This window comes from Ruegeria lacuscaerulensis (genome assembly GCF_013034745.1).
In the GTDB taxonomy this organism is placed as follows: Bacteria; Pseudomonadota; Alphaproteobacteria; order Rhodobacterales; family Rhodobacteraceae; genus Ruegeria; species Ruegeria lacuscaerulensis_B.
Window position 1 is genome coordinate 95,831 of sequence record NZ_WQGP01000009.1, and the last position, 20,508, is coordinate 116,338.

The following is a 20,508-nucleotide window of genomic DNA, read 5'->3' on the forward strand; positions in this document are numbered from 1 at the left end:
CAGATGCGGATTGTATTCAAAACTGACTACATGCAGGATATCCGGCCATGGAAAGATGGCCATCAATTGGTCCTTTATCTGATCCTACTGGCGGTGGTGGCTGCGGCCCCGTGGTGGTTGGACGATTTCTATCTGGGTGAACTGACAAACGTCCTGATCTGGGCCATCGCAGGTCTGGGCCTGATGGTTCTGACAGGCCACACGGGGCAAGTCAGTCTGGGTCACGCGGCTTTCCTGGCCTTTGGGTGCTATGCTAACGTCATCCTGCTTGAGGCGGGCGTGCCCTTCCTGATCGCCTTTCCGCTGGCTGGTATCCTGACCGGTATTGCGGGCGTGACTGTCGCGATCCCTGCCCTGCGGTTGCATGGCATTTATCTGGCAATCTTTACCATGGCCCTGTCCATCCTGATGGATGATGTCATCGTCTTGGCCGAGCCGATCACCGGCGGCGTTGGTGGCAAGTTCATCGGAGGCGTCGACATCTTTGGCCTGACGATCGACCGCTGGGGCACTCCGGTACATTTCTTCTGGCTGGTGCTGGTGGTCGCCGTTCTGGTGACGCTGGGTTTTATTAACTTGCTGCGCGCGCCTTTGGGACGCAGTTTCATCGCCGTGCGCGATTCCGAGGTTTCGGCGCAGGCGATGGGTGTCGATATCGCGCGCACCAAGATGATATCTTTCGCTTTGTCCTGTGCCGTCACCGGATGGGCGGGTGCGCTGATGGGGATGTTCTCGGGCGCGTTCAACAACGAGACGTTCAGTGTCGTGATCTCGATCCAGTTGCTGATGATGATCGTGATCGGCGGGCTCGGCTCGATCCACGGTGCGTTTCTGGGCGCGATCATCGTGGGGTTCCTGCCGCAATTCTTGTCGATTTCAAAGGAATATGTGGGTGCCCTGTTCGGCGGCAATACCGTCGCCATTCCGGGGCTGGAATTCGGCATCTTCGGCATGATCCTAATTGCCTTCATCCTGTTTGAACCGATGGGCATGTATGGCCGATGGCTGAAAATACGCACGTGGTTCGAGCTTTTCCCGTTCTACCGCAAGGACATGTTCAAGCGTCAGAAATCCTACCTCAAGACGGAGCGCCTGAGATGAGCCTGCTCGCGTTCCAGAACGTCACCCTGAAATTCGGTGGCCTCACGGCGGTGAATGACTTGTCCTTTTCGGTCGAAGAAGGCGAGGTCTTTGCTATTGTCGGCCCCAACGGCGCGGGTAAGTCGACGGTATTCAACCTGATCTCACGCTTCTACGACCCGTTTGCGGGCTCTATTCGGTTTGACGGACATGATTTGCTGCAGGTCAAACCCTCTGGCGTGGCAGCCTATGGCGTGGCGCGGACGTTCCAGAATATCGAACTGTTCGAACATGCCACCGTGTTGCAGAACCTGCTGGTCGGACGGCACCGCCATCGAAAAACAAACCTGATATCAGAGGTTCTGTTCCTGCCCTCGGCCCGGCGGCAAGAGCTGGAAAACCGCGAAAAGGTCGAAGAGATCATAGATTTCCTCGACCTGCAGGCCTACCGCGACAAGATGATCTCTGGCCTGCCTTACGGCGTCCGCAAAGTGGTCGAGGTTGCCCGTGCACTGGCCACGGAACCCAAACTGTTGTTGCTGGACGAACCTGCATCCGGCCTGTCGGTCGAGGAGACGTCGGATCTGCGCTGGTGGATCGACGATATCCGCAGGCAGATGGGGATTACGGTGCTGATGGTCGAACATGACATGGGGCTGGTCTCAGGCGTGTCTGACCGCGTGTTGGCGATGGCTGATGGTGCGATGCTGGCGCTGGGAACACCGGCCGAGGTGCAATCCCACCCGGCTGTGGTCGAGGCCTATTTGGGGAAGGCCTCATGAGCGCGCCCATCCTGACCATCCGCAATGTCGAAAGCTTCTACGGCCCGATCATGGCCATTCGCGGCGTGTCGCTGGATGTGCATCCGGGGCAGATCGTATCGATCCTGGGCGCAAACGGCGCAGGCAAGACTACGCTGATGAAGACTGTGTCCGGGGTGATGGACCCCGAAAAAGGCAAGATCAACTTTGATGGCGATGAAATCCAAGGGTCCGAGCCGCATAAGGTCGTGCAAAAAGGCATCGTCCATGTCCCCGAAGGGCGCGAGGTGTTCCCCCTGATGACCGTGGACGAAAACCTCAGCCTCGGGGCCTATACGGCGACCGACAAGGGGCAGATCGACCATGACCGCGAGCTGGTGTTCTCTTACTTTCCGATCCTGAAAGAGCGCCGCAATCAAGAGGCCGGAACCCTGTCGGGCGGACAGCAGCAAATGCTGGCCATCGGGCGCGGGCTGATGGCGAACCCTAAGATCATGCTGCTGGACGAGCCCTCGCTGGGTCTGTCACCGCTGCTGGTGCAGGAGATTTTCGGCATCCTCAAACGCCTGAATGACGAACAGAACATGACCATGATGCTGGTCGAACAGAACGCCAATGCCGCGCTGGAACTGGCCCATCATGGCTATGTGATGGAAGTCGGCCGTATCGTCATGGACGGGACGGCAGATGTGTTGATGCAATCCGAGGACATCCAGAATTTTTATCTGGGCGTGCAGGAAGACGGCGCGCGGGAAAACCGCCGCTGGAAACGCAAGAAAACCTGGAGGTAAGCGGCATGAATATCAGCACCCTGCCCCCTCAGACCAAGATCAACGGCATCCAGTTCAACGCTACCCCCGGCCAACGCCCCGTGCTGGTGGATGAATGCATGACGATCTGCGGGTTGTTTCAGAAACGCTGCGCCGATTTGGGCGACCGCACTGCACATCGGGAAAAGGATTTCGGCATATGGAAGTCCTATTCCTGGGCCGATTACTGGCAACATGCCAAGTGGATCGGGCTGGCCTTACGGAAGCTGGGGCTGCAACGGGGCGAGGTTGTCTCAATCCTGTCCGAGGACCGCAAGGAATGGGCGTGGTTCGATATGGGCATCCAATGTGTGGGCGGCATTGCTTCGGGCATCTACACCACCGATTCTGCCAAACAATTGAAATACCTTGTGAATGACAGCGACAGCCGCTTTCTTGTGGTCGAGAACGAAGAACAGTTGGACAAGTTCTTCGAGGTCGAAACCGAGCTTCCCGGTCTGCTGAACGTCATCATCCTCGAGGATGAGGGCCTGCATGATCTGAGCCACGACCGCTGCTTGATGATTGGCGATCTGTATGACATCGGACGACGGGCTGAAGCCGAAGAGCCTGACCGGTTCGAAGCCGAGATCGCCCTGGCCTCGCCGCAGGACACGGCTCTGTTGGTCTACACCTCGGGCACCACTGGGGCGCCTAAGGGCGCGATGCTGAGTCACGAGAACATCCTGGCCGCGATTGAATGCGGTGCGCACGCCCTGCCCTCGCTGGAAACGGATGAGCAGCTTTGCTTTCTGCCGCTGTGCCATATCCTGGAACGTGATGTATCGGTTTACCTGCCGCTTGCGTCGAAATGCGTGGTGAATTTCGCCGAAAGCCCCGAAACCGTGTTTGCGAACCTGCAAGAGGTCTCGCCCAGCACCTTTACCGCCGTCCCGCGGGTGTGGGAGAAGATCTATTCTCAGGTTCAGATTCTGGCGCAGGACGCCACCCCCGCAGGGCGCGCCGCCTTTGGGATGGCCGTGAAAGCGGGTATGGCGCGGGCCGAGTATATCCTGGCCGGAAAGCCGGTGCCCGCCGCTGTGAGCGCGCAGTTCTGGCTGTGGGACCGTTTGGTTCTGCGCAATCTGCGGCGGATGCTGGGGCTAGACCGGATGCGGCGTGGCGGCACCGGAGCGGCGCCCATCTCGGCTAACCTTCTGAAATGGTACTGGTCCATCGGGGTGCCCATTGTCGAAGGGTTCGGGATGACCGAAACCTCGGGACTGGCGACGCTGAACACGACAGAGCACAACAAAATCGGCACCATTGGCCGCGCGGTGCCGGGCAATGATGTGCGTATTGCAGATGACGGTGAAATTCAGATCAAAGGTTTGAATGTTTTTCAGGGCTATTGGCGCAACAATGCCAAAACCGCCGAGACCTTCACCGCCGATGGCTGGCTGCGCACAGGCGATATGGGGCAGATCGACGGTGACGGCTATGTGACAATCACCGGGCGACTGAAAGATATCATCATCACGGCGGGCGGCAAGAACATCACCCCGGCCGAGATCGAAAGCCGCTTGAAATTTAGCCCCTATATCTCGGACGCTGTAATAATCGGCGACCAACGCAAGTTTCTGACGGCGCTGATAATGATCGACCAGGAGAACGTCGAGAAGTTTGCGCAGGACCGCAAAGTTCCGTTTTCGAACTTCGCGTCACTCTGTGCCGCGCCTGAGGTACGCGATCAGATCGGGGCAGAAGTCGACGCGGTAAACAAGGAATTTGCGCGGGTCGAACAGATTAAGGATTTCCGCCTGATAAACGTGTTGCTGACCGCCGATGACGAAGAGCTGACGGCCACTATGAAGCTGAAACGCAGCTTTGTGGAAAAGAAACACGCAGATCTCATTGAAGATATGTACAATTAGATAAGGGTTTACCCAAAGGGAGGAGAAACATGAGGAACGTGATCAAACGGCTGGCCACCGCCACCGCTTTGACGGCTGCGGCAACTGTTGCAGGTGCTGAGACACAAGGTGTGAGCGATGATGAGATCGTCATCGGCTCGGTCAACGATCTGAGCGGTATTTTCGCTGCCGTCGGAGTTCCGGCCACCAAGGGCGCAAATGTAGTGTTTGACCGCGTGAATGCCGAAGGCGGCGTGCACGGGCGCAAAATCCGTTTCGTGGTTGAGGATAACGGCTATCAGATGCCGCGCGCGATGCAGGGCTATAACAAGCTGCTGAACCGTGACAAGGTGTTTGCCATGCTGCAGTCACTGGGCACGCCGATGAACGTGGCCGGATTCAAACTGCTGGACCCGAAAGGTATTCCCAACGTTGCGCCTCTGACAGCCGCACGGCAAATGCTGCAAGAGCCGATGAAGAATAAGTTTACCTCGTTCTCGACTTATTTTGATCAGGCCCGGATAGGGGTGAAATATCTGAACGGCGAATTCGGATCACAATCCGTGTGCACCATGTACCTGCCCACCGATTTCGGCGAAGAAATTCTGGAAGGCAGCAAAGCAGGGGCGGAAGAGGCCGGTATCGCATTTGTAGCTGAAACAACGCACAAACCGGATGAGACGGATTTCGTCGGCTCTCTAAGCAAGCTCAAGGAGGAAGGCTGCGATATCGTCACAATGGCTTTGGGAGTGCGGCAGGCCATCACAGTGGTTGGCACGGCCAAAAAGATGGGGCTAGCGGATATGAAGTTCCTTGGTACTTCGGCCAGTTTCCTGACCGTGGTTGCGCAAGTACCCGGTGGCGTAACCGATGGGTTCTATGCAGCGGCCTCCTGGCTGGACCTCTGGGCGCGCGCGGAAGAGCCTGCCCCGGCCGCATTCATCGCCGAATACAAGGAGGCCACAGGCGAAGACCCTGTCGGTTTCTCGATGCTGGGCTATTCGGCCGCCGAGATGATGGTCAAAGCGTTAGAGGCTGCAGGCCCTGATCTGACCCATGACAGCTTTATCGCGGCGATGGAGTCCCTGAACTACAAGGATGATCTGGTCGGAAACCAGATCACCTATGGTCCAGACGACCATCAGGGCGCGGATACTGTCTTTGTCAGCGTTGTCGAAGATGGGGCCTGGAAACTGGTCTACGAAGAATAAACCAAAGAAAAAGGGCTCGCCGAGGCGAGCCCTTTCCAATTCGGTGTCCGTGGCGATTAACGCTTCGAGAACTGGAACGAACGACGCGCTTTGCGCTTACCGTATTTCTTACGTTCCACAACGCGGCTGTCGCGGGTCAGGAAGCCAGCGGCTTTCAGCGCGCCACGCAGCGAGGGATCATAGAGCTGCAGCGCTTTCGAGATGCCGTGCTTGACCGCACCGGCCTGACCGGTCAGGCCACCGCCTTTTACGGTCGCAACAACGTCGAACTCACCTTCTACACCGGCAACCTGGAACGGCTGGCGCAGGATCAGCTGCAGAACGGGACGAGCAAAGTACTTGTCCTGGTCCTTGCCGTTCACGGTGACTTTGCCGGAACCCGGCTTGATCCAAACGCGTGCAACAGCGTCTTTACGCTTGCCGGTGGCGTAGGAACGGCCCAGCTCGTCGCGCACGGGTTCACGCACGATGACTTCTTCGGCCACGGTTTCAACGCCTGCGACGGCGCTCAGCTCTTCGAGAGTATTGATCTGATCAGCCATCGGTCATTAGCTCCGGGTGTTTTTCTTGTTCATGGACTTAACGTCCAGAACTTCGGGCGCTTGCGCCTCATGGGGATGATCGCCACCGGCGTAAACGCGCAGGTTGGTCATCTGCTTGCGCGCCAGGCGGTTGCCCGGCAGCATACGCTTGACGGCCTGAACGACAACGCGTTCAGGATGTGCACCTTCCAGAATCTGCTGTTTGGTGCGCGACTTGATGCCGCCCGGGTGGCCAGTGTGCCAGTAGAAGTTCTCTTCGCGCTTCTTGCCGGTCATCTGGATTTTGTCAGCGTTGATCACGATAACATTGTCGCCCATGTCCATGTTCGGGGTGAACGACGCTTTGTGCTTGCCACGCAGGCGCATGGCGACGATCGAAGCAAGACGACCCAGAACAACGCCCTCGGCGTCGATCAGGATCCATTTCTTGTCGATGTCTGCAGGTGTTGCAGAAAAGGTTTTCATGGCAGGATAGTCCTGTTTGATGTGAAAGACCGCCCCCGTGTGGAGCGGCCCGAATTCGATGGAGCGTATTTAGAGGGGAGCGTTGCGCAGGTCAACTGCAGTAATCTCTTTTAAATGCAGTAAAAACAGTGACTTATAAAATAGGTATTATTTTACCCCAATTTAAACGCTGATTTGCTCGGGCGGGTTGTCCAACAGATTGCGCAGGCGCTGCATTGCATCTTCGAACCGTTCCAGCGAGACATGCCCGTTCATCGCAATGCGCACTGCATTCGGCGCGCGTCCATCGCGCAAGGCGAACTCATCGGCGGATCGCAGTTGGATCCCTTCCCGCTCAGCCGCCCGGCTAAATGCAGCAGCACGCCAGCCCGAGGGCAAGTTAAGCCAGACAAACGGCACATCAGGCGCCCAGTTCAGGTCAAACCCACCCAAAGAATTTACAGCCACGCGCACATATTCCCCCATCTTCTCGCGTACATCGCGGGCAATTCGCCGGGTGCGCGGGTCGGACAGCATGAGCCGGGTCAGTTCCGCCAGCGGTTGCGCCAATCCGAAATACCCGTATTCCGCCGACCTCCGCAGATCGACACTGCGCTCACGCGGGGCAATCGCAAAGCCCACTCGCAGCGCAGGCGTCAAAGTTTTGGAAATGGACGACACGTGCCATCCACGCTCGGGGGCCAGGGCGCGGTAGCTGGGCTCGCGTGCGTCGCCCATTCGGTAGCAATCATCCTCGATGATTTGCAGGTCAAAGCGACGGGCGACCTCGACAACTTCTTTGCGTCGCTCCAGGGGGGTATGCGCGCCAGTCGGGTTCTGAACTTCCGGAGAAACGCAGACAGCCTGCGCTGGGTTTTGACGTAGGACGTGCTCCATCGCGTCGGGGTCAATGCCCCATTTGTCCATCTTCACACCGACCACCTCGGCCCGCATCAGCTCTCCGGCGCGGCGGAACCCGGCATAGGACAGGTCCTCGACCAGGACCAAAGGTTTGGGACCACGCAGAATGGTTTGAAACACAAGGCACAATCCGTTCTGCCCGCCATGTGTCAGTACAATATCGTTATGCGACAACGGCCCCAATGGCAGATCGGATAGCCAGTTAACTACGGCCTGGCGCATCGGTATATAGGCGTCGCGGGTCGGATAGTTCAGAAACAGCCCCGGATCGGATTGCGACACTTTTTGCAAACACTCCCGGATCAGCGCCACCTGCCCTACATCCGCCAGTCGCGGGCTAAACAGGCTGACGCTGGCATTGTACTTGTCGTCGCGCAGATGCAACTGCCGCGCCCAGACATCATCCAGAATCGGCGATTTCGGCGGGGCCACGAATGTACCACGCCCCACCTCAGCTTGTAACAATCCCTCATCCGTAAGAATCGTGTACGCACGCGCAACGGTGCCCGGCGTAATTTGTAACCGATACGCCAGTTCTCGTACCGGAGGCAGCTTAGTTCCGACCTCCAATAATTTATTATCAATAGCTTTTCGAATTGTATCGGCCACAAGTGTATACTTAGGTCCCTTGGATTTCGGTAGAGACTCCGGCCAAATTGTATCCATTACAATTCTTCCTTTGATTTTGACACAATGTCGAATGTATCAATCACATATACCGAACATATTACGTTTGTGTCAATACAATTTGAAAGGATACCCAAGATGACACGCGCAATGCACACCCCCGCCCTTTTGCTGCTGAACGACAGCCCTCGGCTGCCGCTGATCGCATCGCTGGCCGTGCGGTTTGCGGCGACTGTCACAAAGTGGGAGCGACAGCGCCGCAGCAGAGTCAATTTGTCGAAGCTGGATGATCGGTTGCTGCGTGATGTCGGGTTGACCCGAGATCAGGCCAACCGCGAAATCGAACGCCCGTTCTGGCACGGGTAAGATATCCCCAGTCCCTTTATTGGGACCTCTTCCTTGGCCGGGCTCGTCCCGGCCATTTTTTATCCGAATGCCGCGGCGGCAGACCCTTCGGGCGGCAGCGAATAGGTCATCGTGGCACGTGCAACGGGTTTGTCAGAGCCTTCCGAATACATCAGCACATCACCTACGGCTAAAGCCTTTCCCAGCTTCAACAGGGTGCAGCGTGCGATCATGTCTTGGTCTCCATCGGGTTTGCGCATGAAGTCCATCGAGCAGCCAGTTGTGACGGCCAGAGATTGTCGGCCCTTGCGCGCAAGAATGATCGCGTAGACACAGACATCGGCCAGACCGAACATGGACGGCCCTGAAACCGTACCGCCCGGCCGCAAGTGCCGGTCTTCGACCACCAACCGCATGGTGATCGTGTCCTCGGTCAAGTCTTCAACCACGAAATCCCGATGCACCTGCGGAAAGACCTGTTTCATATAGGCAGTCAATTCTTCCCGGTCTAAGGCCAATGACATGCTTCCCCTCCTCGATTTGCCGACCTAGAGTTGGCCTCACATCAGATCGGAGGGCAAGATGGGAATTCTGGAACGCAGCGACGCCGGAGCGGTCGCAAGGTTGACGATGAATGCGCCGGAACGTCTGAATGCCCTCAGCGACGAAATGCTGGCGGCGCTGCAAACCGAGTTTGATGCCCTGCGCGACGACCGGACTATCCGCGCGGTGGTCTTGTCGGGCTCGGGCAAAGCCTTTTGCGCGGGCCACGATCTGAAGCAGATGACAGCGGGGCGTCAAAGCGAAGATGGGGGCAAGGCCTATTTCCAGGACTTGTTCAGCAGATGCGCACAGATGATGCTGACAATTCAGTCCTTGCCTCAACCTGTCATCGCTCAGGTTCATGGCATCGCGACGGCCGCTGGATGCCAGCTGGTTGCCACTTGCGATCTGGCCGTGGCGGCAGAGACGACGCGGTTCGGCGTCAATGGCGTGAATATCGGTCTGTTTTGTTCGACACCCATGGTTGCGCTCAGCCGCAATATTCCCCGAAAACAAGCGTTTGAAATGCTGACCACAGGCGATTTCATAACGGCTGAACGTGCGGCAGAACTGGGGCTGATCAACCGGGCCGTGCCGGAAATGCTGCTGGAGCATGAGGCACAATCCCTTGCGGAACAACTGGCGGAAAAGTTGGGATCGGCAGTGAAAATCGGTAAGGAAGCGTTCTATCAGCAGCTCGATATGCCCATTGAACAAGCCTACGCACATACCGGCGAAGTGATGGCGCAGAACATGATGCACCGGGATACCGAGGAAGGAATCTCTGCATTTATCGAAAAAAGAACGCCAAATTGGGAACAATAACGCAATTGTTTCTTGGGAATTCTGCCCGATTCCGCATTTTGGGACTTTTCAAAACGGCGACACTGTGGCAATGCTGAGACAAGGCTATGGCCTGAAAACCGATTTTGGGTCGCCGTAGGCGGAAGGTCCCTCCAGCTGGTCTCTCTCACCGGCGTTGACATTCCCGCAGCGGCGACCCCAAAATTTCCCTTCTTCAGACAATCTGACCCAACAGGTGTTTGCGTTGGCGCGCGCTCTGCCCTATGTGGCTGCGCATGACACAGAAACTGCATATCGTGGGCGGCGGCATGGCCGGGTCCGAGGCTGCCTGGCAGGCGGCGGAAATGGGCGTGGATGTTGTGATCCACGAAATGCGGCCCAAAGTGGGCACCTTTGCGCACCAGACCGGTAACCTGGCCGAGATGGTTTGCTCGAACTCCTTCCGTTCGGATGATGATGAACAGAACGCCGTTGGCTTGCTGCATTGGGAGATGCGCGCCGCGAACGGGTTGATTATGACAACCGCTGATGCCCATCGGCTGCCGGCAGGCGGCGCCCTGGCGGTGGATCGTGATCCCTTTGCCGAATCCGTGACAGCCAAGCTACGGGCCCATCCACGAGTCGAGGTGTCCGAGGAGGAAGTAACCACCCTGCCCGATGACGGCCAATGGATTTTTGCAACCGGGCCACTGACTTCGGCTGCGCTGGGTGAGGCGATCCGGGCGGAAACCAGCACCGACTCGCTCGCCTTTTTCGATGCAATTGCACCCATCGTCTATGCCGACAGCATCGACATGAGCCAGGCCTGGATGCAGTCGCGCTATGACAAGGGCGAGACCGAGGAAGAGCGCACCGCTTATTTGAACTGCCCGATGGACCGCGACCAGTACGAGGCATTCATTGATGCCTTGTTGGCTGCTGACAAGACCGAGTTCCACGAAGGCGAAACCGCCGGGTATTTCGATGGCTGCCTCCCGATCGAGGTGATGTCGGAACGCGGTCGTGAAACCCTGCGCCATGGTCCGATGAAACCCGTTGGCCTCACCAATCCGCACCAGCCCGATGTGAAGCCTCATGCCGTTGTGCAACTGCGCCGCGACAATGCATTGGGCACGCTATTCAATATCGTGGGCTTTCAGACCAAGATGAAATACGGCGCGCAAACGGATGTTTTCCGTATGATTCCGGGGCTGGAGAATGCAAGTTTCGCGCGGCTGGGCGGGATTCACCGCAATACGTTCATTAACTCTCCAACCCTTCTGGACGCACAGATGCGGTTGAAGTCTAGACCCAACATTCGTTTTGCCGGGCAAATCACCGGGGTCGAGGGCTATGTCGAAAGCGCCGCTATGGGCCTGCTGGCCGGGCGGCTGGCTGCGGCGCAGATTCTGGGGAAAGAGTTGCCAAATGTGCCGCAAGACAGCGCCATGGGCGCACTGATCCATCACATCACAGGCGGTGCTGAGGCCAAGACCTTTCAGCCGATGAATGTGAATTTCGGCCTGTTCCGCCCGGTCGATGGGCTGAAAGGTGGCAGACGTGGCCGCAAGGACCGCTACAAGGCCTATACAGATCGGGCCAAGGCGGCGTGGTCAGACTGGCTGGCGCATTGCTGACTGGACGCAACGCGCCGTACCGGCCTAACATGGGGGCATGAGCGACGAATACATGAAAGACGTCTACGGGCTGGACACTCCCGAGGCAACCCGCGACCACTATCAGAAATGGGCATCCTCATACGATAGCGAGGTCGCATCGCACGGCTATATTACCCCAACCCGTGTGGCCGAGGCGCTGTGGTCGAAACTCCCCGAACCTCAGACGCCGATCCTTGACTATGGCTGCGGCACCGGGCTGTCTGGTCAGGCGCTGCGGACCGCCGGGTTCGAAGTTATCGACGGCATAGATCCCACACCCAGAATGCTGGAAGAGGCCGAATCCAAAGGCGTTTACCGGCAGTTGTCCTCATTCGAGATTTCCAATCCCAATCCGGTTAACGCAGGGGCCTATAAGGCGATTGCAGCCATCGGTGTTATCAGCGTCGGAGCGGCACCTCCTGAGACTTTCGACATGCTGATGAAGGCGCTGCCCAAGGGTGGATTGTTGGCGTTTTCATTTAATGATCACACGCTTAAGGATTACAGCTACACCTGTCGATTGAACGATTGGCTTGATATCGGGGCCGCCCGGCTGCTTTTTCGGGAATACGGTCCGCACCTGCCGGGTATGGACCTGAAATCTGACGTCTACATTGTTGAAAAAGCGTGATTTTCACCACTCGGTTTGCGCCATCCCCAACCGGCCCTCTTCATCTTGGTCACGCTTATTCGGCTTTGCTGGCCAGCGACTTGGCGCGGCAGCACGAAGGTCAGTTCTTGCTGAGGATCGAAGACATTGACCGCACCCGCGCTCGTTCACATTGGGAAGAGCAGATTTACGACGACCTATCATGGTTGGGTTTGACATGGCCCGAACCCGTCCTTCGGCAGTCGACGCGGATGGAGGTATATGAGATCGCGTTGCAGCAATTGTGGTCACGCGGCCTTCTGTATCCCTGCACCTGCAACCGGCGCGATATTGCCGCGGCGGCCAGCGCACCACAAGAAGGCGCGCCTTTGCTGGGACCAGACGGTATCGTTTATCCCGGTACGTGCCGCGAGAAAGCAGATCGCTCAGGTCCGGTGCCACGCGATATTCCGCTTCGTCTGGACATGCAGAAAGCCGCGCAAACTGTTAAGGTCACGAATGAATTTCAGTTCTTTGAAACCGGTTGCGGACCATGTGGAAGCACGGGCTGTGTCTTCTTCTCGGATCGGGAACTGACCGACACAATCGGAGATGTCGTGCTGTCCCGGCGAGATATGGGCACGTCGTACCACCTGTCGGTAGTGCTGGACGATGCCGCGCAGAATGTGACGCATGTGGTCCGTGGGCAGGATTTGTTCGACGCCACCCGCATTCATGTGGTTCTGCAGGCGCTTCTGGATCTTCCCCAGCCCATCTACCACCACCACAAACTGATCCGCGATGATGCCGGCAAGAGATTGGCCAAACGCGACGATGCGCGCGCCATCTCGAAATACCGCGACGAGGGCGTTTCGCCCGCCGATATCCGCGCTATGATCGGGTTAGACCATCGGTGACATCAGTTCTGTTTCGTCACCGTCGCGCACAGCGGTGTAGAAACAGCTACGCCGGTTCGTATGGCAGGCCGGTCCTGTTTGCCGAACAATCACCAACAGGCAATCTCGGTCGCAATCCACGCGGAAGTCGACCAACTCTTGTACGTGGCCCGAGCTTTCGCCCTTTGTCCAAAAGGATTGTCGGGACCGGGACCAATACGTCACCCGGCCGGTCTGCAACGTTTTACGGATGGCATCTGCGTTCATCCACGCCATCATTAGCACTTCGTTGCTGTCTGCGTCCTGTGCGATGGCCGGGATCAGCCCAGCCTCGTTGAACGTCAGGGTCAATGGGTCAAAAGTCGCAGGGGTCGTCATCGTAAAAACCTTTTGCATCCGGGTGGATGCTTACTATGTATGGGGAACACGAACCGAGGGAAAGCCATGTCCGGCGACAATGATCTGATCAAGCTGTATTCCGGCCGTATTCTGGCGCTGGCGGCGGATATTCCGCATCTGGACCGCCTGAGCGATCCCGACGCGACGGTGAAGAAACGCTCGCCCTTGTGTGGGTCGACGGTGACTGTGGATGTCAAGCTGACGGACGGTCGGATTTCAGAGTTTGGGCAGGATGTGAAAGCCTGTGCTTTGGGTCAGGCCTCGGCCGCTGTTGTTGGCGGAGCGGTGATCGGTGCCACCCGTGCTCAGGTCGAAGCCGCGCGGGATCAACTGGCGGCCATGCTTAAGAAGGACGGCCCTGCCCCCGATGCACCGTTTGACGGGCTTGAGGTGCTGATGCCTGCGCGTGACTACAAAAACCGGCACGCGTCGATCCTGTTGGCTTTGGATGCGACCGCTGAAGCAATGGAACAGGCCGAGCAAGCCAACTGCGCCTAAACATGGCGTTTTTCGCGCATCCGGTCTAACCTTTTGGAAATGCAGGGGGCGCGGTGAACAATCTGCTTGAACATTTTGTAACGCTGTGGGTCGTCATTGATCCCATCGGCACCATTCCGGTCTTCATAGCGGTGACAGCTGGACTGGGCGCTGCAGCACGACGAAAAATGGCGCTGTTAGCCTCGGTGATCAGTGCCGGAGTTTTGTTGTTCTTCCTCGTCTTCGGTCAATTGTTGATCGAGGCGTTGGATATCGGTCTCAATTCCTTTCAGGTCGCAGGTGGGATCATCCTGTTTCTTTTTGCGCTGACTATGATCTTTGGCGAAAGCAAACAGGATGTGGAACAACGCGCCGCTGAAGATGACGAGAAAGATACGTCGCACCAGCACAATCCGGCGATCTTCCCACTGGCGGTGCCGTCTCTGGCCTCGCCCGGCGCCATGCTGGCCATCGTGATTCTGACCGACAACAACCGATATAGCATTGCGGATCAGGGGATTACGGCCCTGGTTATGATCTCGGTCATCGCCATTGCGTTTGTATTGATGCTGCTGGCTGAGCCGATCATTCGCCTAATTGGCCACTCGGGCGCTGCGATTATCAGCCGGATCATGGGGATGATCTTGGCTTCGGTCGCTGTGAACTCAGTTTTGTCGGCAGTGCTCGAGATTATTCGCACCGGACAGCTCTAAGAAAAAAACCGCCGCACCTTCCGGGCGGAAAGGGCGGCGGCAGGTTGTGCGTGTCTCATGTGGGGTCCGGTATACCGCACGGGGCCGAGGCATGGCCCCTTCAAGGGAATTGGGACAGGCAGGTCACCCTTGACTGAGATGGGGATGACAGCGCGGCGTTGTCGGCATGAGATCGCAGGCAGAAAGGGTCAGAACGCTCCGGGCAGGTGCAGGGCAACCATCAGGATAACGACCAAAGACACAGCACCGGCAGCATCTTGCAGCAAAGTGGCGTGCGAGCGGCTGATAGCGGTTTTGATCTGGGTCAGCATGAGGTCACCTCCGGTCAGAGTTTTAATCCTTTGTTGACCTTTTGTTCTCATATTTTACCGAGTCGGTAAAGAACTTTTTAAGAACATTTGTGAACCTGCGCGAACTTTTCGACTAACCCACTGAAATTAAACGGATCGCCTGATCCTGCCGCATCATCCACAAAAGAACACGAACTGCCCGGCCCCGATCCGAGGTCAGCTTGGGGTCTTTGGCCAGCAGCGCGCGCGCATCCGTCTGGGCCGTTGCCATCAACCCGGCTTGTCGCTCGATATCCGCTATTCTGAATTTTGGCAGGCCTGATTGGGCGGTCCCGATCAAATCACCCGCACCGCGCATCTCAAGATCGGTTTCCGAGATGCGAAATCCGTCTTCGGTTTCGCGTAGAATCTCCAGCCGTTTCCGACCACCGTCCGTTAGCGGAGGTTGATACATCAGCAGACAAGTCGAATCCGCTTCACCCCGCCCGACCCGACCGCGCAGCTGATGCAACTGCGCCAGTCCAAAAATCTCGGCGCGTTCGATCACCATGATCGAAGCGTTGGGTACGTTTACACCAACCTCAATCACGGTGGTCGCGACCAGAACCTTTGTCTTTCCTTCCTGAAAGGCTTTCATCGCGGCGTCCTTGTCGGCTGGCGGCATCTGACCGTGAACCAGCCCCACGATCCCTTCCCCCAGAACCGCGCGCAACCTTTTGAACCGTTCTTCTGCGGCGGTCAGATCCGACACTTCGGATTCGTCGACCAGCGGGCAAACCCAGTAGCACTGACGTCCCTCGTCGATGGCCCGCCGCAGATGGGCGACGACTTCGTCAATCCGTTCCGTGCTGATCACCGCTGTTTTCACAGGCTTTCGCCCAGGTGGTTTTTCGTCCAGAACCGAAACGTCCATGTCCCCATACTGCGCCAACGCGAGACTGCGTGGGATCGGCGTCGCCGTCATCACTAACACATCCGCGCCCTGTCCCTTTTCCGATAACTCCATCCTTTGCCGCACACCGAACCGGTGTTGTTCATCCACGATGGCAAGGCGCAAATCGCGGAAGGCGACGTCAGATTGGAACACCGCATGAGTGCCGACGAGTATATGGATATTGCCCCGTTGTAGCGCTTCAAGCTTTGCGCGCCGCTCCGCGCCTTTATCGCGCCCGGTCAGGATCTCCAGCACGATCCCCGCGCTTTCGGCCAAGGGGCGCAACCCTTCCAGATGCTGTCGCGCCAGAATCTCGGTTGGGGCCATCATGACACCCTGCCCGCCCGCCTCGACCGCGACCAACAGAGCCATGAAAGCCACCAGCGTTTTACCAGCGCCGACATCGCCCTGAAGCAAGCGGTTCATCCGCGCGTCCGAGGCCATATCCTCGGTGATCTGATCAATCGCCCGCATCTGCGCGCCGGTGGGTTTGTAGGGCAAATCTGCCAGAACCCTGGATTGCAACCGCCCGGTCGCCACACTGACAATCCCCCGCGCCTTGCGTTCCCGTTGACGCGCGAGGGCCAAAGTCACCTGATGCGCAAAGAACTCATCATAAGCCAATCGCGCTCGCGCCGGGGCATGAGGTGACACGTCATCTGCCCCCAAGGGGTTGTGCGCCGCAGTAACCGCATCGAACCAGTTAGGCCACTGCTCTCTGCCGATCTGTGACGGATCTATCCACTCTGCCAGTTTCGGTGCCCGCGCAAGCGCACTGCGCGCAGCCTTATAGGCCGTTTTTTGGGTCACGCCTTGCGTCAGATGATAAACGGGTTCGAATTCTGGGATATCCCCTGCGCTTTCGACCGGCAGCATGTGGTCGGGGTGTACCATCTGCGCCATTCCGTCGAACAGCTCCAACTTTCCCGAAACCACACGCCGATCGCCCTGCGGCAACACCTTTTTCAGGTAGTCCCCGCGGGCATGGAAAAACACAAGCTGAAATTCTGTCTGCGCATCTTCGACATGAACGCGATAGGCACCACCCTTGTTTCGTGCGGGCCGATGCGCACCGACCGTGACCTCTACCGTCAGGGTCGAGGGTAAATCCGCCCCTTGGATCGTGTCCCGCCGTCGCCGGTCGATCACGGCGTAAGGCAGACCGAACAGGACATCTCGCGGCGCTTCGGTCCCGCTTTGGGTCAAAAGCTGCGCCGTCTTGGGACCAACCCCATCAAGCGTTTCCAACCCGGCAAACAGGGGAAACAGGATTTCTGGTCGTCCGGTCATGCCGCGCCTATCAGGTGTAGCCAGCCATCCTCGTCCAACGTTTCGATGCCAAGCTCGGCGGCCTTTTTGGCCTTCGACCCCGCGCCGGGGCCCGCCACCAACAGGTCGGTTTTTTTGCTGACCGAACCTGACACCTTGGCCCCAAGCGCCTCGGCACGTGCTTTCGCCTCGGCCCGCGTCATTTTTTCAAGCGTGCCGGTGAAAACCACGGTCTTTCCGGCCACCGGACTGCCATCGGTGTCGGGCCGTTTGGCTGGTTGAACTTCAAGCTGCGCGACCAGAGCGTCGATGCTCGCCCGCTCGGCCTCTTGTGCGAAGGCGGACACAAGCGCGCGCGCCATCACCTCGCCGATGCCGTCAATGCTCAGCAATTCATCCCATTCCGGCCCTTCGAACCCGGAGGCGGCCGTCACCGCCCGCTCAAATTCAGACCATTCTCCGTAATGGGTCGCCACCAGGTTTGAGGCCGCCTCGCCCATGTGGCGAATCCCAAGGGCAAACAGCAGCCGCCCAAACGGGATAAGGCGTTTTTCGTCAATCGCAGCCCAAAGGTTGCCCGCGCTTTGCGCACCCCATCCCTTGCGATTGGCCAGCTTATTCAGATTTGCCGCGTCACGCGTTTGCAGCGTGAAGATATCGACGGGCGTTTTGACGGACAGATCAGGATCGTCATAGAACATTTCGATCTGTTTGGCCCCTAGACCTTCAATGTCGAAGGCCTTGCGTGAGACAAAATGTTTCAGTTTTTCAGTGGCCTGTGCGGGGCAAATGATGCCGCCCGTGCACCGCCGAACGGCATCACCTTCCTCGCGGATTGCCTGGCTTTGGCATTCCGGACAGGTATTCGGAAAGGTGAATTCGACCGCATCATCAGGGCGTTTTGAGATATCAACATCTGCAATTTTTGGGATCACATCCCCTGCGCGATAGACCTGCACCCAGTCGCCGACGCGAATATCTTTGCCGTCCCGGATGGTCCCGCCTTTGGCGTCGCGCCCGGCAATGTAGTCTTCATTGTGCAGGGTCGCGTTCGAGACGACCACACCGCCGACCGTCACCGGGTGTAGCCGAGCCACAGGACTGAGCGCTCCGGTACGACCGACCTGGATGTCGATGGCCTCCAACCGGGTCCAGGCCAGTTCAGCGGGGAATTTATGAGCGATCGCCCAACGTGGCGTGGTCGACCGGAACCCCAATCGCGCTTGCAACGCAAGATCATTGACCTTGTAGACGACACCATCAATGTCATAGCCAAGTGTTGCCCTCTGGGCTTCGATCCCACGATAGTGGTCCAGCATATGATGCGTCGTCTCACACAGGGCCGTCAGGGGGTTGGTCGAAAAGCCGTACTGCTTAAGCCGTTCAATGGCGCCCATTTGCGTCTCAGCCAAGGGCGCGGACAGCTCTCCCCAAGCATAAGCGAAAAAGCGCAATGGTCGCGCCCGAGTAATCGCCGAATCCAGTTGCCGTAGCGATCCTGCAGCCGCGTTTCGTGGGTTGGCGAATGTCTTCTCGCCTGCCTCCGCTTGCCGCGCGTTCAACTGATCGAAATCTGCGTGCGACATGTAAACCTCGCCCCGCACTTCAAGCACCGCCGGAGCATTCTCCAATCGGTGCGGAATGTCCGAGATGGTGCGTGCATTGGCGGTGACGTTTTCGCCAAACTCGCCATCTCCACGCGTTGCGGCTTGCACCAAGTGGCCGTCTTTATACCGCAAGGACAGGGACAGGCCGTCAATCTTGGGTTCAGCCGTAAACGCTAGCGGAGCATCGTCGCCAAGGCCCAGATATTTTCGGATTGAACGGGTGAAGTCGCCGACATCTTCATCATCGAACGCATTGCCCAGCGACATCATGCGTACGGCGTGGGTCACTTTTGAAAACCCATCACCCGGCTTGGCACCGACCTGGTCAGATGGGCTGTCTGCGCGTTTCAGATGGGGAAAGCGCTTCTCGATCTCGGTATTGCGACGTTTGAGATCATCATATTCCGCGTCCGAAATCTCGGGCGCGTCCTGCGTGTGATACTGCGTATTGGCCCGCGCCAGCAGTTCGGCCAACCGCGCAAGTTCTGCGCGCGCGCTGTCTTCTGTCAGCTCTGAAACCGGAAGTGAATCGCCCATAGCCCCGCCCTGTCACGTCTTCTTGGACCTCAGTGATAGGGCGAGGCCATGGTCAGGTCCAGATGTGCTGTTCAGTGAGTGAGGGAGCCGCCCCGGACCAAAGCGGCAGATCTGTTTTAGGCCCCGACGGCCATGCGACGTTCATCGACGCTGTTGCTTTGCGGGTCGCGCAGCACATAGCCCCGGCCCCAGACGGTTTCGATGTAGTTGTCACCACCCGTTGCATTGCTGAGTTTCTTACGCAGTTTGCAGATGAATACGTCGATAATCTTCAGCTCGGGCTCATCCATTCCACCATAGAGATGGTTCAGGAACATCTCTTTGGTCAGCGTTGTGCCTTTTCGCAGGCTCAGAAGTTCGAGCATCTGGTATTCCTTGCCGGTCAAATGCACGGTCTTTCCTTCGACCTCGACGGTCTTGGCATCAAGGTTCACAGCGACCTGACCGGTGTGAATGACCGATTGCGAATGCCCCTTGGAGCGTCGTATGATTGCGTGAATGCGGGCCACCAGCTCTTCGCGGTGGAAAGGCTTGGTCATATAGTCATCTGCGCCAAAGCCGAAGCCCTTGATCTTGCTTTCGGTATCATCTGCGCCCGACAATATCAGAATCGGTGTTTCAACGCGCGCAAAGCGCAATTGGCGCAAAACCTCATGGCCGTTCATGTCCGGCAGGTTCAGGTCCAGCAAAATCAGGTCGTAGTCATAGAGTTTTGCCAGATCGATCCCTTCCTCACCCAGATCCGTCGCATAGACGTTCAGGTTGGCGTGCGTCAGCATCAGCTCGATGCTTTTCGACGTGGTGGGGTCATCCTCGACAAGAAGTATACGCATTTACTGCTCCAATTCGGTTCAATTTACCAATTCAAACTGAGCCTGATCAAAAATGGTTAATCTGACGTTACCGTTGAACCATTTATTCACGCTCTACTTTAGGTTGTCGATATTTTTTTAATGAAGTTGCCTTCAGAGCGTCTGTTCCATGCTCTGCCACGGCTGAAACCCACGAGTTGAACTCCTCATCGCTTAGCCCATAGCGTTTCTTGGCATCCGACAGTGCGATCAAGCCATATAGTACCCCGCGCACTACTATTGCCTTGCGGGACGCCACCCAGCGTGTCGTGTCGTCCGGTGGCAGGTCTGCACGCGATAAAACCGTTCCATCCGGCAGGGTTACGGACCGTGGCCCTTCAACTTTGTGCAAATACATCTTTCCAACCT

22 protein-coding genes are annotated in these 20,508 nt (G+C 57.5%); 12 read left to right on the forward strand and 10 right to left on the reverse strand.

The annotated features are described in order from the left end of the window. Window positions 1-3: 3 nt before the first annotated feature. The 5 genes from GOV79_RS17820 to GOV79_RS17840 are packed head-to-tail and all read left to right on the forward strand — an operon-like array spanning window position 4 to window position 5,714. A complete protein-coding gene (locus GOV79_RS17820; RefSeq protein ID WP_170769728.1) occupies window positions 4-1,101 on the forward strand; it encodes a branched-chain amino acid ABC transporter permease in 1,098 nt (365 codons plus the stop codon). Further along, window positions 1,098-1,862 carry an ABC transporter ATP-binding protein gene (locus tag GOV79_RS17825; RefSeq protein ID WP_170769727.1) on the forward strand — a complete coding sequence of 255 codons (765 nt, stop codon included), beginning with the start codon at window positions 1,098-1,100 and terminating at the stop codon, window positions 1,860-1,862. Before GOV79_RS17820 ends, GOV79_RS17825 begins: the two co-directional genes overlap by 4 nt. Continuing rightward, window positions 1,859-2,632 carry an ABC transporter ATP-binding protein gene (locus GOV79_RS17830; protein WP_170790951.1) on the forward strand — a complete coding sequence of 258 codons (774 nt, stop codon included), beginning with the start codon at window positions 1,859-1,861 and terminating at the stop codon, window positions 2,630-2,632. The genes GOV79_RS17825 and GOV79_RS17830 overlap by 4 nt, the downstream gene beginning before the upstream one ends. A 5-nt stretch (window positions 2,633-2,637) precedes the next feature. Beyond that, window positions 2,638-4,524, forward strand: coding sequence for an AMP-dependent synthetase/ligase (locus GOV79_RS17835; RefSeq protein ID WP_170790953.1), 1,887 nt, complete (start codon window positions 2,638-2,640; stop codon window positions 4,522-4,524). A gap of 29 nt (window positions 4,525-4,553) precedes the next feature. Further along, a complete protein-coding gene (locus tag GOV79_RS17840; RefSeq protein ID WP_170790955.1) occupies window positions 4,554-5,714 on the forward strand; it encodes an ABC transporter substrate-binding protein in 1,161 nt (386 codons plus the stop codon). 56 nt (window positions 5,715-5,770) lie between these two features. Here the strand turns inward: GOV79_RS17840 and rpsI are convergent, their stop codons facing one another. From rpsI to GOV79_RS17855, 3 genes are all read right to left on the reverse strand, one after another. Beyond that, window positions 5,771-6,256, reverse strand: coding sequence for a 30S ribosomal protein S9 (rpsI, locus tag GOV79_RS17845; RefSeq protein ID WP_039535473.1), 486 nt, complete (start codon window positions 6,254-6,256; stop codon window positions 5,771-5,773). Between the two features lie 6 nt (window positions 6,257-6,262). Next, window positions 6,263-6,721 carry a 50S ribosomal protein L13 gene (gene rplM, locus GOV79_RS17850; RefSeq protein WP_170711488.1) on the reverse strand — a complete coding sequence of 153 codons (459 nt, stop codon included), beginning with the start codon at window positions 6,719-6,721 and terminating at the stop codon, window positions 6,263-6,265. A gap of 162 nt (window positions 6,722-6,883) precedes the next feature. Then, window positions 6,884-8,287, reverse strand: a complete 1,404-nt coding sequence (locus GOV79_RS17855; protein ID WP_170790956.1) for an aminotransferase-like domain-containing protein — start codon at window positions 8,285-8,287, stop codon at window positions 6,884-6,886. Window positions 8,288-8,386: 99 nt separating this feature from the next. Here GOV79_RS17855 and GOV79_RS17860 point away from each other — a divergent pair, with 99 nt between their 5' ends. Then, window positions 8,387-8,614: a DUF1127 domain-containing protein gene (locus GOV79_RS17860; RefSeq protein ID WP_170769722.1), complete on the forward strand. Its 228-nt coding sequence runs from the start codon at window positions 8,387-8,389 to the stop codon at window positions 8,612-8,614. Window positions 8,615-8,673: 59 nt separating this feature from the next. On the opposite strand, the gene GOV79_RS17865 is transcribed toward GOV79_RS17860, so the two are convergent. Beyond that, the gene (locus GOV79_RS17865; protein WP_170769721.1) at window positions 8,674-9,117 is read right to left on the reverse strand and encodes a PaaI family thioesterase; all 444 of its coding nucleotides are present in this window, start codon (window positions 9,115-9,117) and stop codon (window positions 8,674-8,676) included. Between the two features lie 58 nt (window positions 9,118-9,175). Between GOV79_RS17865 and GOV79_RS17870 the strand changes: the two genes are divergently transcribed. The 4 genes from GOV79_RS17870 (at window position 9,176) to gluQRS (ending at window position 13,083) form a co-directional block, all read left to right on the forward strand. Next, entirely contained in the window at window positions 9,176-9,961 is a 786-nt protein-coding gene (locus GOV79_RS17870) for an enoyl-CoA hydratase (protein WP_170790957.1), read from the forward strand. Window positions 9,962-10,215: 254 nt separating this feature from the next. After that, entirely contained in the window at window positions 10,216-11,556 is a 1,341-nt protein-coding gene (trmFO, locus tag GOV79_RS17875) for a methylenetetrahydrofolate--tRNA-(uracil(54)-C(5))-methyltransferase (FADH(2)-oxidizing) TrmFO (RefSeq protein ID WP_170790959.1), read from the forward strand. Window positions 11,557-11,593: 37 nt separating this feature from the next. Next, window positions 11,594-12,208, forward strand: coding sequence for a class I SAM-dependent DNA methyltransferase (locus tag GOV79_RS17880; RefSeq protein WP_170769718.1), 615 nt, complete (start codon window positions 11,594-11,596; stop codon window positions 12,206-12,208). Continuing rightward, window positions 12,205-13,083, forward strand: coding sequence for a tRNA glutamyl-Q(34) synthetase GluQRS (gene gluQRS, locus GOV79_RS17885; RefSeq protein WP_170790960.1), 879 nt, complete (start codon window positions 12,205-12,207; stop codon window positions 13,081-13,083). Before GOV79_RS17880 ends, gluQRS begins: the two co-directional genes overlap by 4 nt. Here gluQRS and hisI read toward each other — a convergent pair. After that, window positions 13,069-13,458, reverse strand: coding sequence for a phosphoribosyl-AMP cyclohydrolase (gene hisI, locus GOV79_RS17890; RefSeq protein ID WP_170786709.1), 390 nt, complete (start codon window positions 13,456-13,458; stop codon window positions 13,069-13,071). The genes gluQRS and hisI overlap by 15 nt on opposite strands. 48 nt (window positions 13,459-13,506) lie before the next feature. On the opposite strand from hisI, the gene GOV79_RS17895 reads away from it, so the two are divergent. Together GOV79_RS17895 and GOV79_RS17900 are read left to right on the forward strand one after the other, a co-directional pair. Then, window positions 13,507-13,959 carry an iron-sulfur cluster assembly scaffold protein gene (locus GOV79_RS17895; RefSeq protein WP_170769715.1) on the forward strand — a complete coding sequence of 151 codons (453 nt, stop codon included), beginning with the start codon at window positions 13,507-13,509 and terminating at the stop codon, window positions 13,957-13,959. Between the two features lie 53 nt (window positions 13,960-14,012). Further along, window positions 14,013-14,651 carry a MarC family protein gene (locus GOV79_RS17900; RefSeq protein WP_170790962.1) on the forward strand — a complete coding sequence of 213 codons (639 nt, stop codon included), beginning with the start codon at window positions 14,013-14,015 and terminating at the stop codon, window positions 14,649-14,651. A gap of 188 nt (window positions 14,652-14,839) precedes the next feature. On the opposite strand, the gene GOV79_RS22530 is transcribed toward GOV79_RS17900, so the two are convergent. The 5 genes from GOV79_RS22530 to sciP form a co-directional block, all read right to left on the reverse strand. Next, on the reverse strand, window positions 14,840-14,962 hold the full coding sequence (locus GOV79_RS22530; protein ID WP_269150150.1) for a hypothetical protein: 123 nt from the start codon (window positions 14,960-14,962) through the stop codon (window positions 14,840-14,842). 112 nt (window positions 14,963-15,074) lie between these two features. Beyond that, window positions 15,075-17,165, reverse strand: coding sequence for an ATP-dependent DNA helicase RecG (recG, locus tag GOV79_RS17905; protein ID WP_170790964.1), 2,091 nt, complete (start codon window positions 17,163-17,165; stop codon window positions 15,075-15,077). Next, window positions 17,162-19,288 (reverse strand): NAD-dependent DNA ligase LigA, encoded by a 2,127-nt coding sequence (ligA, locus tag GOV79_RS17910; protein WP_170790967.1) that lies wholly within the window; start codon window positions 19,286-19,288, stop codon window positions 17,162-17,164. The genes recG and ligA overlap by 4 nt, the downstream gene beginning before the upstream one ends. Before the next feature lie 116 nt (window positions 19,289-19,404). Beyond that, entirely contained in the window at window positions 19,405-20,121 is a 717-nt protein-coding gene (gene ctrA, locus GOV79_RS17915; protein WP_170790969.1) for a response regulator transcription factor CtrA, read from the reverse strand. An 82-nt stretch (window positions 20,122-20,203) separates the two neighbouring features. Further along, window positions 20,204-20,497 (reverse strand): CtrA inhibitor SciP, encoded by a 294-nt coding sequence (gene sciP, locus GOV79_RS17920; protein ID WP_170790971.1) that lies wholly within the window; start codon window positions 20,495-20,497, stop codon window positions 20,204-20,206. Window positions 20,498-20,508: the final 11 nt, after the last annotated feature.